This window comes from Enterocloster bolteae (assembly GCF_002234575.2).
Lineage (GTDB): Bacteria > Bacillota > Clostridia > Lachnospirales > Lachnospiraceae > Enterocloster > Enterocloster bolteae.
Genome location: NZ_CP022464.2, coordinates 984,163 through 1,001,342, shown reverse-complemented (window position 1 = coordinate 1,001,342; position 17,180 = coordinate 984,163). Strand labels below are relative to the sequence as shown.

13 protein-coding genes are annotated in these 17,180 nt (G+C 50.9%); 1 reads left to right on the top strand and 12 read right to left on the bottom strand.

Annotated elements, in window-relative coordinates:
- Positions 1-4: 4 nt before the first annotated feature.
- The 4 genes from CGC65_RS04690 to CGC65_RS04675 are packed head-to-tail and all read right to left on the bottom strand — an operon-like array spanning position 5 to position 4,024.
- Positions 5-1,291, bottom strand: coding sequence for a TRAP transporter large permease (locus tag CGC65_RS04690; RefSeq protein WP_002568079.1), 1,287 nt, complete (start codon positions 1,289-1,291; stop codon positions 5-7).
- On the bottom strand, positions 1,284-1,796 hold the full coding sequence (locus tag CGC65_RS04685; protein ID WP_002568080.1) for a TRAP transporter small permease: 513 nt from the start codon (positions 1,794-1,796) through the stop codon (positions 1,284-1,286). The genes CGC65_RS04690 and CGC65_RS04685 overlap by 8 nt, the downstream gene beginning before the upstream one ends.
- A 29-nt stretch (positions 1,797-1,825) precedes the next feature.
- Positions 1,826-2,944, bottom strand: coding sequence for a C4-dicarboxylate TRAP transporter substrate-binding protein (locus CGC65_RS04680; protein WP_002568081.1), 1,119 nt, complete (start codon positions 2,942-2,944; stop codon positions 1,826-1,828).
- A gap of 51 nt (positions 2,945-2,995) precedes the next feature.
- Positions 2,996-4,024: a zinc-binding dehydrogenase gene (locus CGC65_RS04675; protein ID WP_002568082.1), complete on the bottom strand. Its 1,029-nt coding sequence runs from the start codon at positions 4,022-4,024 to the stop codon at positions 2,996-2,998.
- A 235-nt stretch (positions 4,025-4,259) separates the two neighbouring features.
- On the opposite strand from CGC65_RS04675, the gene CGC65_RS04670 reads away from it, so the two are divergent.
- On the top strand, positions 4,260-4,943 hold the full coding sequence (locus CGC65_RS04670; RefSeq protein WP_002568083.1) for a GntR family transcriptional regulator: 684 nt from the start codon (positions 4,260-4,262) through the stop codon (positions 4,941-4,943).
- Between the two features lie 837 nt (positions 4,944-5,780).
- On the opposite strand, the gene CGC65_RS04660 is transcribed toward CGC65_RS04670, so the two are convergent.
- The 8 genes from CGC65_RS04660 to CGC65_RS04625 all read right to left on the bottom strand — a co-directional run bounded on the left by CGC65_RS04660 (position 5,781) and on the right by CGC65_RS04625 (position 17,163).
- On the bottom strand, positions 5,781-7,043 hold the full coding sequence (locus tag CGC65_RS04660) for a DUF1015 domain-containing protein (RefSeq protein WP_002568084.1): 1,263 nt from the start codon (positions 7,041-7,043) through the stop codon (positions 5,781-5,783).
- Between the two features lie 51 nt (positions 7,044-7,094).
- Positions 7,095-8,258 (bottom strand): phosphoglycerate dehydrogenase, encoded by a 1,164-nt coding sequence (locus tag CGC65_RS04655; RefSeq protein WP_002568085.1) that lies wholly within the window; start codon positions 8,256-8,258, stop codon positions 7,095-7,097.
- Positions 8,259-8,294: 36 nt separating this feature from the next.
- A complete protein-coding gene (gene serC / locus CGC65_RS04650) occupies positions 8,295-9,380 on the bottom strand; it encodes a 3-phosphoserine/phosphohydroxythreonine transaminase (RefSeq protein ID WP_002568086.1) in 1,086 nt (361 codons plus the stop codon).
- 239 nt (positions 9,381-9,619) lie between these two features.
- Entirely contained in the window at positions 9,620-11,302 is a 1,683-nt protein-coding gene (ilvB, locus tag CGC65_RS04645) for a biosynthetic-type acetolactate synthase large subunit (protein ID WP_002568087.1), read from the bottom strand.
- A 45-nt stretch (positions 11,303-11,347) separates the two neighbouring features.
- Complete coding sequence (gene ilvD / locus CGC65_RS04640; RefSeq protein WP_002568088.1) at positions 11,348-13,012, bottom strand: dihydroxy-acid dehydratase; 1,665 nt, start codon at positions 13,010-13,012, stop codon at positions 11,348-11,350.
- A gap of 56 nt (positions 13,013-13,068) precedes the next feature.
- Positions 13,069-14,154 carry a 3-isopropylmalate dehydrogenase gene (leuB, locus tag CGC65_RS04635; RefSeq protein WP_002568089.1) on the bottom strand — a complete coding sequence of 362 codons (1,086 nt, stop codon included), beginning with the start codon at positions 14,152-14,154 and terminating at the stop codon, positions 13,069-13,071.
- Between the two features lie 269 nt (positions 14,155-14,423).
- On the bottom strand, positions 14,424-15,056 hold the full coding sequence (locus CGC65_RS04630) for a GNAT family N-acetyltransferase (protein ID WP_002568090.1): 633 nt from the start codon (positions 15,054-15,056) through the stop codon (positions 14,424-14,426).
- Positions 15,057-15,063: 7 nt separating this feature from the next.
- The gene (locus CGC65_RS04625; RefSeq protein ID WP_002568091.1) at positions 15,064-17,163 is read right to left on the bottom strand and encodes a M28 family peptidase; all 2,100 of its coding nucleotides are present in this window, start codon (positions 17,161-17,163) and stop codon (positions 15,064-15,066) included.
- Positions 17,164-17,180 lie beyond the last annotated feature (17 nt).

Sequence of the window (17,180 nt, the reverse complement as noted above, 5' to 3'; positions counted from 1 at the left end):
GGCATTAATAAAATACATTTACAAGGAACGTAGTCAACTGTGGAATATATGTCAGCACAATAATATCAATTGCAAACAGGATATAAAATGGAACTGCTTCCTTTATGAAATCCTTTGTAGGACACTTGGTAATACCGCAGCTTACAAACATCAGTGTTCCCATGGGAGGTGTAAATGCTCCTATTGTACAGTTAAAAATATAGACCATGGCAAAATGGATATCATCAATTCCATAAGCCATTGCAACCGGATGCAGAAGAGGTGCCAGCACGATCATGGATGCGTTTCCTTCGATAAACATACCAACGATCAAAAGGAAGATATTGACCATAATCAGGAATACATACTTATTATGGATATTGCTTATCATCCACTGTGAAAACTGCTGCGGTATCTGCTCCTTTGTGAGAATCCATGAAAAACAGGTGGCGGCAGCTACAATAAGCATGATAGACGCCGTTGTCGTTACTGTTTCCTTGCACCCCTGCATCACGTTTTTAAGTGTCAGTTCTTTATACAGAAGTCCCAGCAGCACCGCATATACGATTGCCACAGTTCCCGCCTCGGAAGCAGTAAAAACGCCAATCCTTACCCCGCCGATAATAATGATCGGCAAAAGCAATGGAAGAAATGCAGGCCTGACAGCTGCTATTTTTTCAGAAACAGGAATCTTAGTGGTCCTGCTTGGCAGGTATCCTCTCTTTTTGGACAAAAAGTGTGTAAATATCATCAATGTCACACAGAGAACAATTCCGGGCCCGATTCCCGCTATGAACAGTTTGCCGATTGATATGTTATTGATACAGCCATAGATAATCAGCCCTACTCCCGGAGGAATCAGCGGAACCACCATGCCGGATGCGGCTGTGATGACGGTTGAAAATGACTTTGAATATCCCTTTGACTCCATGGTTGGAACCAGCATCTTACACTGCATGGCCGCGTCTGCCAGGCTGGATCCGGACAAGCCTCCCATGAGAGTGGAGAGCAGGATGTTGACCTGCGCCAGTCCTCCGGGCATCCTGGCTGTCAGCACTTCACAGCAGTTCATAATGCGCTTGGTGACGCCCGTATAATTCATAAATATGCCTGCACATACAAAAAAGGGGATTGCCAGGAGAGAGAGTCCCTCTGCGCCGCTTATGGTCTTCTGGGCAAATATGGAGAGATTCATTCCGGGCGTTCCTATAAAGTAAACGGCTGACGCTGATAAAACCGCAATATACACCGGTACCTTCAGGAAAAGGAGTACCAGCAAGAGAATTGCGCATATGATAACCAGATTATTCATCTTCGTCCTCCTCTACCAATTTTTCTACTTCATCCTCGTAACCAAACACATTGACAAGAAAATAGTTAAATATCTGAAGCATACAGGAAACCGGTACAATCATATAAATCCAGGTAAACGGTAAGTTGAGCACCGCTGTTGTCCTTCCTGTACGCATGAAAAGCTGAAGATAACCAATGCTTGTATAGCACAGGAATCCCAGTACCGCTGTCACCACCAGCCCGATAAAAATACTCACGATTTTGCGGACCGGTTTTGGAAATATCTCATATAAGATTTCTATTGCCGAATGGTTTCCTGTACGGTAAGCCGCACCTCCTGCTGCAAATACGACCCATACAATGAACGCAGCCTGTATTTCCTCTATCCATCCGAATGGTTTTCCAACCACATAGCGGGCGATAACGCCCGCAAATGTGCATCCTACAAGAATAACCAGTGCAATAGAAGCAATCACTATATCCAGATTAATCAGAATCTTAAAAAGCTTGCTGTCTTTTTTCATTCCATGCTCCTATCTGTAGTCAGAACTGTTTATTTTGCTGCTTCCTTTACTGTGTCGTACAGTCCGTCACTCCAGCCAAGGGTTTCGCCTGCGATATCATAGAATGGCTGTCCTGCCTCAATCCATTTTGCCTTCTGCTCGTCTGTCAGGGTAGTGATGGTCACGCCTGCATCCAGCAGTTTCTGCCTTGCATCTTCCTCTGCTGCTTCCTGTAATTCATTATTGTACAGTCCTGCCTCGTCTGCTGCCTCTGTAAGGATCTTCTGCTGGTCAGCTGTCAGGCTCTGGAAAAACGTATCTCCGCAAATCCACATGGATGTGGCCAGTATATGCTCATCCTCTACCAGATACTTGGCAACCTCCTGGAAGCTTCTGTTGGCAAGAGGAGTGATTGGGTTTTCCACAGCGTCAATGGTCTTTGCCTGCAGTGCCTGGTAAACATCGCCCATATCCATACCCACAGAGGATGCTCCCAGGGAATTAAAACTGCTGATGGAAAGATCGTTGGATGAAACTCTCAGCTTCAGGCCTGCCAGGTCTTCCGGAAGCGTCACCGGTTTTACGGAAAGAATATTTCTGGCTCCATATACCCAGTTGGATGACAGAACGCGGATGGAAGCCTTCTGTGCCAGCTCATCGCACAGTCCCCTGTACCAGTCGCTGTCAATGGCTGACCACTCCTCATCCCAGGTATCAAACATGAACGGCGCATAGAAAATTCCAAAGTCCGGTACTCCGTAATCCGCAAGAAACGCACCATCTGCCACTGTAATCATGGGCTCGCCCAGAATCATCTGGTCAATCAGTTCTGTCTTCTTGCCCAATGCAGAGTTTGGGAAAAGTTCCATCTTGATGGTTCCGTTACTCTTAGACTCAACCAGTTCCTTCCATTTCTCAACAGCCTTTGCTGCCGGCTCAGAAGTGGCGTTCTCATAGCCAACCTGAATCGTAACCACATCGCCTGCTGCCGGCTCTGTATCTGCATCTGCCTGTGCTGCCGTTGTATCGGTTGCTGAATCGGCTGCCGCCGCACTCTCTGTGGTGCCTGCCGCTGTAGTGGACCCAGTACTTCCGCCTCCACATGCTGTCAAGCTGGCTGCTGCCAATACTCCTGCCATTGTAAGTGCTGCTAATCTGTTAAATCTCATAATCTTACCCTCCATATATTAATATTTTTTGTTACCTTTACCTTTTGTGTCTTATCTGTCTGTAAAGTCCAGGATTACCTTCAGCATATTTCCCGGGTTGTTAGCAAAATCATTGAATGCTTTGGCCCCATCCTCAAATTTATATATATTGGTAATAATTCCCTTTACCGGTACCTTTCCTTCCTTGACCAGGTCAATCAGCTCCACAAAATCTTTCTTAAGAGCATTCCTTGAACCAAATACATTAAGTTCTTTTTTCTGGAGCAGTGTAAAATTGAAATCCAGGTTTTTCTTTCCTACTCCGATGACAACCACCTTTCCCCCAAAACAGGCCGCGTCAATGCAGTTCTGGAATGTGGATGGAAGTCCTACCGCCTCAATGGCAATATCAAACCCGTTCCCGTCTGTAATCTCCTTCACCGCTTTGTCAAAGCCCTCCGGGGAATCATTAAGGATGATGCCATCCACGCCGAACTCCCTGGCCATGTCCAGTTTTCCCATGGACACATCGGATATGTAAACCACTGCCCCCTTTGCCTTGGCTGCCACCGCAGCCAGAACGCCGATGGTACCGGCTCCTATGACCAGAACCTTGTCTCCCGGCTTTACCTCTGCCCTGCTGACACCATGATAGCTGATGCAGAAAGGCTCTATGGCTGCAAGAAGCATGGGATCCAATCCCTTTCCGTCATACACACGCTCCTCAGGCATGGTTATATACTCCTGAAACGCCCCGTCTCTCTGGCATCCCATGGTCTGGTTATCCATACATGCATTCACGATTCCATGCTCGCAGGAATAACAGTGTCCGCAGTTAAAATATGGATTGCAAGTTACAATCATTCCCGGGCGAAGGCCCTGTCCATTGTCCTCATCCACCTCCACAATTTCCGCAGAAAACTCATGGCCTGGTATCCTTGGATAATCGAAGTATGCGAAAGTCCCCTTGTAGGAACCCAGATCGCTTCCACAGATTCCCCCATACAGGAGTTTCAGCAGAACCTCACCTTTTTGCCTAACCGGTTTGTCGATATCCCTGAACTCTACCTGACCGGGTGCATTAATATACATTGCTTTCATTAATCTTCCTCCCAGCTGAGATATATTCTTTGTTGTATACATCATAGTATATATTAATGAATACATCATGTCAACTGATTTTCTGACCGTGTTTTATATTTTGTATATAATGACCGATTTTATTCCATATTTTTATGCAATATAACTATTGTTCAACCATTTTATTTCACCCCCTTATTGAACCGGCGCGATATCTATGATAAAATACTTTCATATATATTAAAAGAGGGGGGGTATGTTCATCATGGTTAAAACCAATCTGAAAACCTTGGCATACAACACAATCAAGCAAAAAATCGTCACCTGTGAATATGCGCCGGGGACATTTTTAAATGAGGAAATACTGACTGATGAATTAAAGATAAGCAGAACACCCATCCGTGATGCCTTAAGCAGGCTGGAGCAGGAGGGCCTTATTGAGATAAAACCAAAAAAAGGAATCACCGTAACCGCCCTGTCCATTAAGGATGTGAACATGATTTTTGAGATACGGAAATTATATGAGCCTTATATTCTGAAAAATTACGGTTCATTTCTGGACGAGGACAAGCTGAACGAATTCTATCACATTTTTTCCCATAAGGACGCAAACAGCGAGTGCTTCCAGAACAACAATTACTTTTATGACTTAGACTCCTCCTTCCACCAAATGATTATGGACGCCTGCCCTAACATTTACCTGCGCCAGAATTACGCACTGATACAGACCCAGAGCGAGCGTTTCCGCTTCATGACAGGCAATATCTCCAACAACCGTTTGGAGGATACCTTCAGAGAACACATCGACATCATTATCCCCTGCCTGCAAAAGGACTGGGATACTGCGGTAGAAAAGCTACTGTATCATCTGGATGAGTCTAAGAGGTCTACTTTCAAGCTGGTATTTGACAGTATTGACAGTAATAATATTGGGTTCTGATTGGGTTTGGATGTAAATGAGGCGGAGGGGCATCCATCCGTGAGCGGGATGGGGGCGGGGGAGGCGGATGCTGGCTGCGGAGCGGGTATCACTAAGGCCGCGGAAATCGGCTTTAAACAAGATTCAGGCGACCCAACTCGCGCTTTAGATACTGCCAGGAATCCAGGTACTGAGCTCAGACAAGGGTACGCCTGAATCTTAAAGCCGCTTCCCACAGCCTTAGTGATACCAACGCTCCTGTAGATGCATCCGCCTCCCCCGCCCCCATCCCACTCACCCGCAACGTATCGTCCCGCCTGCATCATTTATATCAAAATCAGGTAAAAAAAGAAAAATGGCATGCCAGGGATATTGGCATACCAAACAATATACAGGACAATATAAAAGGCCGCATTATCTTGATTTCATCCTGATATGCGGCCCTCTGGCTGAGTATTATCTGTGTAAATGTTAATCTAAGTACAAACAGGCAGCCTCTTTCCGATTCCCCAGTATCATCAGCCAGAGATCCTTTTTCTATACCTATGCGGGGAAGAGACAGCGGACGCTCTGGAAATGTAGTGGGTGAGAGGCGGGAACGCAGGGCGGGAGGCGGTTTTGGAGCAGTTCGGAGAGACTTAGGCCCAAGGGGCGGGAAAAGCCGGGGTTGCGCAGGGCGCTCCACGCCCGGAGCAAAGCAAAGATGGAGCCGAACTCATCAGGAGTTCGGCGTAATTTTTGCGGTCCCCGGGTTTTCCCGCCCCTTGGGCCTTAGTCTCTCCCACTGCGGAAACCGCCGCCTCCCGGGCTGCGTTCCCGCCTCTCACGGACGCAGCCCCCAAAGCGCGTCCGCGTATCCTACCCCAACCTATGTATAAACAGCCCGCTCCGCAGCTTCGGCTCAAACCAGGTTGACTTAGGAGGCATGAGAAGCCCTGCATCGGCCACTGCTAACAGCTCCTCTATGGAAGTGGGATACATGGAGAACGCAGCTTCCATATCCTCGGATACCCTGCGCTCCAGCTCCTTTAATCCCCTGATGCCGCCGATGAAATCAATGCGTTTATCCGTCCTGGGATCACCTACCCCCAGAACCGGACCCAAAAGCTGGTCCTGAAGAATGGACACATCCAGTCCCTTCACCGGATCGCTGCTCTGAAACTCCGGCTTCACCCTGAGACAGTACCATCTGCCGCCGAGAAACATGCCGAATGTTCCCTTTTCCCTGGGCCAGAAGGCGTCTGCCCCCGGTTCCCCGCAGCCAGGATCCCCCCATGCAGCCACATCAAACCGCTCAGCCACAGCAGCCAGAAAATCCTCCTGTCCCAATCCGTTCAAATCCTTTACCACCCGGTTATAGGGCAGTATCTTAAGCTCCTCGTCCGGGAACAGTACGGCCAGGAAATAATTGAAGGGTTCCTTCCCCGTATAATCCGGGTTCTCTTCCCTTCTCTTAAGCCCCACCTTCACAGCGGAGGCAGCCCTGTGGTGGCCGTCTGCAATATAAGTGCCCGGTATGGCTGCAAAAGCAGCCTCCACGGCCTCCACCATGCTTCTGGCGCCAATCATCCACACCCTGTGGCGGATTGCGTCCTCCGACACAAAATCATACAGAGGCGCCTCCTCCTTTACCTGGGCCACCAGGGCCTTAAGCTCCTGATTCTGTCTGTAGGCCAGGAAAATAGGGCCCGTATGGGCGTTGGTGGCATCCACATGGCGGATACGGTCCAGCTCCTTATCCTCCCTGGTATTCTCATGTTTCTTCACCACGCCGTTCACATAGTCGTCAATGGAACAGCAGGCCACAATACCGGTCTGGCTCCTTCCCTCCATGGTGAGTTCATAGAGGTAATAATTCTCCTCAGGGTCAGTCACATAGACCCCTTCCTCAATCTGACAATCAAGCAGCTCCCTGGCCTTGTCATAGACACGGCTGTCATAGGTATCCACATCATCCCCAAACTGAGTCTCAGCCCGGTCAATGTTCAGGAAGGAAAGGGGATTGCCCTTAACGGCCTGGCAGGCTTCCTTTCTGTTATACACATCATAGGGCAGGGCCGCCACCCGGGCCGCCTTGTCCGCCGCGGGCCTGATACACATAAATGGTTTTACTACTGCCATAGTTTCTCTCCTGTTTATCTAAGGTTACAGTCCGTCCACGGAAACGGGCAGTTACTTAACCACCCGCACCCTCAGCACACCTTTGATGGCCCTGAGCTTCTGAATAGTGGAATCCTCTGCCTTGTGCTCCAAATCCAGCAGCGTGTAGGCATACTTATCCCGGCTCTTATTGGTCATGTCGGAAATGTTCATGCCCTGTTCGGCCAATATAGCTGTAATCTGTCCAATCATGTTGGGAATGTTCATATGAAGCACGGCCACACGGCTCTCTGCCTGGCACATGCCCATGTCGCAGGACGGAAAATTAACGGAGTTTTTAATATTTCCATTCTCCAGGTAATCTGTCAGCTCCTTCACAGCCATCACCGCGCAGTTGTCCTCGGACTCCTTTGTGGAAGCGCCCAGATGGGGAAGCAGGATGACCCTCTCCATGTTTGCAACCTTTGGATTGGGGAAATCGCTGACATAGTAGCGCACCTTTCCTGCATCCAGCGCTTCCGCCATATCATCGTCATTGACCAGGGTGTCCCTGGAGAAGTTGAGGATTACCACCCCATCCTTCATGATAGCCAGTTTTTCTTTGTTGATCATTCCCCTGGTGGAATCCATAAGAGGCACATGGATGGTGATATAATCACATTCCTGGAAAATGATGTCCGCGTTGGTGATATGCTTTACATTCCTGGACAGTCTCCAGGCCGCGTTGATGGAAATATACGGGTCGTATCCGTATACCTCCATTCCCAGATGGGTGGCTGCGTTGGCAACCTCCGCCCCGATGGCGCCCAGGCCGATAACTCCCAGCTTCTTGCCCTTAATCTCGCAGCCAGCAAATGCCTTCTTGCTCTTCTCTGTATCCTTGGTGATGTTGTCATCCTCCGCATTGGCCTTGCACCACTCGATACCGCCCACGATATCGCGGGATGCCATGAGCATGCCTGCGATCACCAGCTCCTTTACGCCGTTGGCATTGGCTCCCGGTGTATTAAATACAACGATGCCCTTCTGGGCGCAGGAGTCCAGAGGAATATTGTTGACACCTGCTCCCGCACGGCCCACTGCCAGCAGGTTCTCAGGAAGTTCCATATCATGCATGGAAGCACTGCGCACCAGGACGGCGTCAGCATCAGCTGCCTTGTCTGTCATCTCATATCCGGCCGGAAACAGCTCCGTGCCGCACTTTGCAATGGGGTTCAAGCAATGAATTTTTTTCATAATAATCCAACTCTCCTCTTATATGTCCAAAGACTTTTATTTCCTGTGCTTCTTCTCGAAGTCAGCCATAAATTCCACCAGTTTCCCAACACCCTCCGCAGGCATTGCATTGTAAATGCTGGCGCGCATGCCGCCCACGGTTCTGTGTCCTTTCAGATTCTCAAAGCCCGCTGCCTTTGACTCCTTCACAAACAGGGCGTCCAGTTCCTCGTCCCCTGTCACGAAGGGCACGTTCATCAGTGAGCGGTCCTTCTTAACCACAGTACCCTTAAATAACTGGCTTTCATCCAGGAAATTATAGAGGATCTCAGCCTTCTTTTCGTTGTATTCCTTCATGGCTTCCAGGCCGCCTCTGGCCTTCAGCCACTTAAATACCTTTCCGCACATGTATATGCCGTATGTAGGCGGGGTATTGTACAGTGACTCTGCGTCTGCATGGGTCTTATAACGGAGCATGGTAGGTGTTCCGGGCAGCACATCCTCTGTCACCAGGTCCTCCCTCACAATGACAATGACGGTTCCCGCCGGTCCCACGTTCTTCTGGGCGCCTGCAAAGATCAGGCCGTACTTTGTCACATCCACTGGCTCGGACAGAAAGCATGAGGACTGGTCAGCTACCAGAAGCTTTCCCTTTGTGTTGGGAAGGGTCCAGTACTTGGTGCCGTAAATGGTGTTGTTCTCACAGATATACACATAATCCGCGTCCTCGGAAACAGGCAGGTCGGAGCAATCCGGAATATAGCTGAAGGTCTTGTCAGCGCTGGACGCAATGGCATTGGCCTTTCCGTAAATGGCGCCTTCCTGATATGCCTTCTTAGCCCACTGTCCGGTAAGGATGTAATCTGCCGCCTTGTTCTTCATCAGGTTCATGGGCACCATGGCAAACTGCTGGGATGCGCCCCCCTGAAGAAACAGCACCTTATAATTATCCGGAATATGTAAAAGATCCCGCAGGTCTGATTCAGCTTCCTTGATGATGGTGTCATAAGCCTTAGATCGATGACTCATCTCCATCACTGACATTCCTGTTCCCCTGTAATCCAGCATCTCTGCCGCGGCTTCTTTCAGGACGTCCTCCGGCAAAACGGCCGGTCCGGCTGAAAAATTGTAAACTCTGCTCATCTTGTTCTCCTCCTTTAAATGGTTGTACTTGCTGCACATATCCTCTTTAATATATATACACAGAGGACTCCTCCATATGCGGAACCCGGCACAATACAATGCCATACCGCATACAGAGAAGTCGCCTGACTGTATACTCCATCGTATATCTGTCCCACCTGTCCCGGCTTGCATTCTGTCGCTTTATCGTGCTAATCTGATAACGCAGCCAAGATATTAAAGACTACTATACACTGTTTTTAATTAATTTTCAAGTCTGTATCGTCAAAAGCATCTGCAATAGGCGCTCCCGGTGATACCATGGGGAATACCTTGTCATCGCAGCTGATCTGACAGTCAATGACCACAGGAATATTTAAGGAAATGGCTTCCCGGAGCACCGGCTCCAGCTCCTCCTTCTGCGTCACACGGTAAGCCCTGGCCCCCATGGCCTCTGCTATCTTCACAAAATCCACGGAATCATTCAGTATGGTCTGGGAATAGCGCTTGCCGTAGAACAGGGTCTGCCACTGGCGTACCATGCCCAGCACATGGTTATTCACGATAACCTCCACCACAGGGATATTATACCGGGTTGCCGTGGCAATCTCGTTCATGTTCATGCGGAAACAGCCATCGCCTGCAATATTGATAACCGTCTTATCCCTGCATCCCATCTTTGCGCCTATAGCGGCACCCAGGCCGTAACCCATGGTTCCCAGTCCTCCCGAAGTGAGAAGGGTGCGGGGCTGGCGGTACTGGTAGTACTGGGCCGCCCACATCTGGTGCTGTCCCACCTCAGTGACTATGACAGCGTCCCCGCCCGTCACCTCGTTGATGGTCTGGACGATGAAAGGACCTGTCAGCAGGTTCTTGTCATAGCGCAGGGGGTACATATCCTTCATGCGCTCTATGTGGGCTATCCACTCGTCGTGGTTCACCGGGTCCAGCCTGGCATTCAGCTTGCGCAGGATGACCTTCACATCCCCGATGATGCTGGCGTCCACCTTAATATTCTTGTTAATCTCTGCCGGGTCGATGTCCAGCTGGAGAATCTTTGCATTCTTTGCAAACTTGGACGCATTGCCGGTCACGCGGTCGCTGAACCTGGCGCCCACCACAATCAGCAGGTCGGCCTCGGTTATGCCGAAGTTGGAGGTTTTGGTGCCGTGCATGCCCACCATACCCGTGTACAGCTCGTCAGCCCCGTCAAACGCGCCCTTTCCCATAAGACTGTCCGCTACCGGCGCCTGAATCTTATGGGCAAATGCCCTCAGCTCGTCGGACGCATTGGCCAGCACAGCGCCGCCGCCCACAAAGATAAACGGCTTTGACGCTTTGCGGATCATCTCCACAGCCCGGTCCATGTCCTGCTCTGTAATGGTATCGCTCTGGCGAACGATTTCCTCCGGAACCTGCTTCTCATATTCGCAGGGCGCAGCCGTCACGTCCTTGGTGATATCCACCAGCACAGGGCCGGGGCGGCCTGTCTGGGCAATGGTAAATGCCCTTCGGATAACCGTTGCCAGACGGTTTACATCCTTAACAATGAAATTATATTTTGTAATGGGCATGGTAACGCCCGTAATGTCGATTTCCTGGAAACTGTCCTTGCCCAGCAGACTGTTGGTCACGTTGCAGGTAATGGCCACCACCGGCACGGAATCCATATAAGCAGTGGCAATGCCTGTTACCAGATTGGTGGCGCCCGGACCGGATGTGGCCAGGCACACGCCCACCCTGCCGGTGGCTCTTGCATAGCCGTCAGCCGCATGGGAAGCTCCCTGCTCATGGGATGTCAGGATATGGGTAATCTCATCCTGGTGCTGGTACAATGCATCATATATATTCAGGATAGCGCCGCCCGGATAACCAAATACGGTGTCCACGCCCTGTTCCTTCAAACACTCAACTACAATCTCTGCCCCCGTCAATTTGCTCATATACTGCACTCCTTTTCTTCATGTTATTTCATGATGCCCCGATAATCATTTTACCTGCAGCACAGCTCCCCTGTCAGCGGAAGTAACCAGGGACGCGTATCTGGCCAGATATCCTGTGGTAACCTGCGGTGTGCGGGGCTGCCACTTGGCCTTCCTGGCTTCCATCTCCTGGTCGGATACCAGCACGTTCAGCTCATGGTTGTCAATATCAATGGAAATAATATCCCCCTCTTCCACCAGGGCAATGGGGCCTCCCACTGCTGCCTCAGGTGAGGCGTGGCCGATGGAAGCGCCTCTGGAGGCGCCGGAGAAACGTCCGTCTGTAATCAGGGCCACCGTGGAGCCCAGTCCCATACCGGCAATGGCAGAGGTAGGGTTGAGCATCTCCCTCATGCCCGGACCTCCCTTAGGTCCTTCATAGCGGATAACCACCACGTCTCCGGCTACAATCCTGCCGTTCTTGATGGCATCAATGGCATCCTCCTCGCAGTCAAATACCCTGGCCGGTCCCTCATGCTTTAACATCTCAGGCGCAACAGCGGAGCGCTTCACCACTGCGGAATCCGGTGCCAGATTGCCCTTTAATATGGCAATGCCGCCGGTCTGGCTGTAGGGATTCTCCACCGGACGGATAACCTCCGGGTTCCTGTTGACGCAGTCCTTTATATTCTCTCCCACGGTCCTGCCCGTGACAGTCATGCAGTCCAGGTTCAGAAGCCCCTTCTTGCTGATTTCCTTCATAACCGCATAGATTCCCCCTGCCTCGTTCAAATCCTCTATGTAGGTAGGTCCTGCCGGCGCCAGATGGCACAGGTTGGGGGTTCTTGCGCTGATTTCGTTGGCAATATCCACATTCAGCTCCACGCCCGCCTCATGGGCAATGGCAGGAAGGTGAAGCATGCTGTTGGTGGAGCATCCCAGCGCCATATCCATGGTCAGGGCGTTCATAAATGCTTCTTTTGTCATGATATCCCTTGGGCGGATGTTCTTCTCGTACATCTCCATCACCTTCATGCCGGCATGTTTCGCCAGCTTGATGCGCTCGGAATAAACAGCCGGGATGGTGCCGTTTCCCTTAAGTCCCATACCCAGGACCTCGGTCAGGCAGTTCATGCTGTTAGCCGTATACATGCCGGAACAGGAACCGCAGGTAGGACATGCCTTATTCTCAAACTCCTTCACATCCTCCTCAGACATGTTGCCTGCCGCGTAAGCGCCCACCGCCTCAAACATGCTGGAAAGGCTGGTTTTATGCCCCTTCACATGGCCGGCCAGCATAGGACCGCCGCTGACAAACACGGTGGGCACATTAATCCTGGCTGCTGCCATCAGAAGTCCCGGAACATTCTTATCACAGTTAGGCACCATTACCAACGCGTCAAACTGATGGGCCAGCGCCATACACTCCGTGGAATCCGCAATCAAATCCCGGGTCACCAGGGAATACTTCATGCCGATATGCCCCATGGCAATACCATCGCAGACAGCAATAGCCGGGAACACCACCGGAGTACCGCCGGCCATGGCAACGCCCAGCTTCACGGCATCCACAATCTTATCCAGGTTCATATGGCCCGGAACTATCTCATTATAGGAACTTACAATACCCACCAGAGGCTTTCTCATCTCTTCCTCTGTCATACCAAGAGCATTAAACAGGGACCTGTGGGGTGCCTGCTGCATACCTGTCTTAACCGCATCACTTTTCATGTTGTATCCCCTTTCATCTAATCCGGATCATCCAGTCATAACCGTCCGTCTGTCAATCATCCAATCCGTTCCGCAATCAAATCACCCATTTTACAGGTGCCCACCCTGGTACATCCCTCGGACATAATATCCCCGGTTCGGTACCCTTCTGTGAGCACAGCCTGTACCGCCTTTTCAACAGCGTCCGCCTCCCGGTCCATATCAAAGGAATAGCGCAGCAGCATGGCCGCCGAGAGGATGGTGGCAATGGGGTTAGCCATATCCTTTCCCGCAATATCAGGCGCAGAGCCGTGGCTGGGCTCATAGAGGCCGAATTTGCTCTCATTCATGCTGGCAGATGACAGCATTCCGATAGAGCCCGTAATCATGCTGGCTTCATCCGAAAGGATGTCCCCAAACATATTCTCTGTGAGAATCACATCAAACTGGCCTGGATTCATGACCAGCTGCATGGCGCAGTTGTCCACCAGCATGTGGGACAGCTCCACCTCCGGGTAATCAGCGGCCACTTCCTCCACCACCTTCCTCCACAATCTGGAGGAATCCAGGACATTGGCCTTGTCCACGCTGGTTACCTTCTTCCTGCGCTTCATGGCAATATCAAAGGCCTTGACGGCAATCCTTCTGATTTCCTTTTCATTATATGTAAGTGTGTCCACGGCTGTCATGACGCCGTCCACTTCCCTTGTGTACCTGTCCCCAAAATAAAGGCCGCCTGTAAGCTCCCTCATGATAACCATGTCAAATCCGTTCCCGATAATCTCCTTTTTCAGAGGGCAGGCCTCAGCCAGTTCCTTATAAAGATAAGCCGGCCTGATATTAGCGAACAGCCCCAGCCCCTTGCGGATAGCCAGAAGCCCTGCCTCGGGCCTGAGGTTAGGAGCCACGTCATACCACCGTGAGTTCCCCACGTCTCCGCCCACAGCCCCCAGAAGCACTGCATCGCTCTTTCTGGCCGTCTCCAGGGCTTCCTCTGTCAGGGGCACACCGTACGCATCAATGGAGCATCCCCCCATCAGAATCTCTGTATAATCAAAGGAATGGCCGAACACCTTTCCCACCTGGTCCAGCACCTTCCTGGCTTCCCTCACAATCTCCGGTCCAATCCCATCGCCTGGAATCACAGTCACATTATAATTCATAGTGCATATCTCCCCTGTCTTCTATTCTTTATGGTTATATCTATCCATAATAATATAATTTCTTTCAATCATATATCATTTGAAAAGGTATTTCAACCTTTCCGACAGAATTTCGCTATAGTGAAATATACAAGTTTGGAATTATTATCATGACTGGAAGTTATGGAAGTTCCCGCAACAGCCTGCCTCTTATTTCCTTTCCCCGCCTCTTATTTCCTTTCCCCGCCTCTTATTTCCTTTCCCTGTCTTCTATTTCCTCTCCCCGGCTCCTATGCTTCCCTGACCAGGCAATATTGTCTCAGCGCAAAATGCTTTTCCATCACGCCAAATACCTTAAATCCAAAATGCTCATAAAGAGGCACATTATCCGGATTATGGGTTTCCAGGGATATCATAAGCTTGTGCTGGTCGGCATAACGGATAACCTCGCCTAACAGCAGGGCTGCCAGGCCGTGGTGCTGCATATCCGGTCTTACAGCCAGATAGATAATGTGTATCCGTTCCGTCCGGTGCAGCTGTGCCGTCCATCTGGAGTTGAGGTAATCCTTGCCCAGCATGAACTTCCACAGGGTCTTAAGGCTGGGGTCCTCCTTAATCAGGAACTCATCAGTTCTGAGAGACGCCCATGCCTCCGCCAGATAATAGGTCAGCGGATTATAGGGCTCGGTTTCATCGGAAACAACCAGCAGGGAATTCATCTCAGGGCTGTCTGAATAAATCTCGCAGGTCTCATAGAATTCTGTCAGGTCGCAGGCAAACAGCTCCGGCAGAAGCCGTTTCCTAATCTCCTCATCCGGGATCAGTTTGCAGTATAACGGGTCGTGCTCAAAACATCCGGTCAGAAGTTTCTCCAATCTGGGCAGGTCCTCCTCCTTAACCCGGTATAATTGTCGGCTTTCCATCTCTCATTTACTCCTCCTGTATCTTACTCTCACTTGTATATAAATCATGTTTTAATTCAGAAGCCCGATACCCGGCCTGCCGGATTGCCTTCAGGAGCTTGCCGGCAGATGATATCATGTACCGGATGTCATCACCATAGCAGCCAAGCTGGTTCTCCCGGGCCCTGACAAGGATATCATATTCCTCCCGGGTATCCGGATTTTCTTCCCCGGCCCTGGCCTTCAGCCTCTCAACCAGGCGAAACAGGTTCTGATGGTGGACAATTCTCCCCGCCCCCCATTTAAGCCGGCCGGGCGGCTGCTTCAGAACGTATTCCGTAAAGTAGGTATAAACCTCCTCCTCAAACAAAAATGCATAGCGGTTGTTGTCTATTGTATAGACCGCCTCCAGAGCTCCGGGCAGGTTGCGGTTTTCAAGACAGGCAATGGCCCTGTCCATGGCCCTTACATTTTCCTGGACCGCCTGCTGGGGAAAGAGCACATCATCGTGCCAGCTCAGCCGGACAAAATAGTCCTGCTCCTTTTTAAAGATACGCAGGAGTTCCCGGTTCAGGGACCTGCATCCGGCTGCCAGCAGAAAGGCCTTTTCTTCCTCGCCGCGGTCCAGGAGCCGGCCGTATGCCCTGTTTATCTCCCTTATTTTACTGTAAAGGGCTTCTCCCGCCTGGATTCCCTGTTTCAAAACCAAATGCAGCCCGGGCAGATCCGCGTCTGCCCCGCGGCACACACTGCCGTCAATGCTGGCCGCTGCGCCTTCAAACAGCCTCGCAAAATTCATGGGCACTGCCGCTGTCCTGTCAAAAGCCAGCACAAGGCCGGCGTACATCTCATGGTGGAAGCGGTATACCGGTTCCTGGTAAAAATTTTCATTATCATACTGGGAATGGTAATGTGTCTCCATGAATTCCCCTGCGCTGAAATCATTGACCATGGACGGAATCCCTCCCACAGCCATGGAAAAATCATCCGACCAGGTCTGTATGGGACTCAGCACTTCCACTCCCTCCGGATATGGCTGGTCCGCAAAAAAACCGGCTGGCAGACCGGTTATAAATTCCTCCAGAAAATCCGCATATTCATACACGCACCTCACAGCATCCTTCCTGCCATGGGCGTGGGCAGGCAGCTCGAAGTTCAGATCCGCGATAACCTTTCCCGCCCAGTCAGGCCTGGCCGTAAATACCTGCTCATAGGCGCCTGCAGACCAGTCGTATTTGGAATTCACCACTCCCCACTCCTCCGCAGCCATGGCGCAGAACACAAGGGTCTTTCTGGGCTTATACCCTGACCGCAGCACGGCTCTGGCTATGCCAAGCATCATGGCCACCGCGGCATTGTCATCCTGAAATCCGCTGAAATACGAATCATAATGAGCTGACAGCAGAATCATTCCTTCCTCTGTCCCTGGTATGCTTCCTATGATATTATAAGTCTCCTGATCCTTAAGCACCGTGGACGAGGCGTCCAGGCGCACCTGCACCTGTTTATCCTCCCCCATGGACGCCTTCAGCACTAAAGCGTCAGCGCGGGACATGGAAAAGGCCGGGGCATAATCCGGGCCCGCTATGTCCTGGGCGTTAAGCGCTTCGTCGTTTATCTCCCCGTACCCCTGCTCCTGGACAGCAATCAGGGCAGCAGCCCCCTTCAGCCAGGCCTGGTATACAGGAAAATTAATCCACCACTCATCCCTCTGGTTGATGTCAATAAGAACCAGCTTTCCGGTCACATCCACCTGTCCGTAATCTGCCGCTGTTCCCTTTCCCAGATATACCAGGCTGAATTCCCGGAATCCTCCGGTATGAAAATCAGTCTGGTAAGCCCCCAATTGAAACCGGTGCTCCCTTCCCCGGCTGTCTGTAAAAACCATGACTGCCTTCTCAAACTCCCAGCTGTCCACGCATATCCTGTCCTTATGCACGTCCGAAAGCCCCAGGGACTCCATTTCCCGGACCAGCATTTCGCCTGTCTCAAACTCTGCCCTTGATCCCGCAGTTCTGTATCCCAGCACCGGATTGGTACGGTATTTCTCCATCCGTTTAGCCAGGCTGTATGAATATCCGGTGTCTGTTTCCATGCAGATTCTCTTTCTCCACTCTTCCCCATTCATGACACATCACCTCAAAA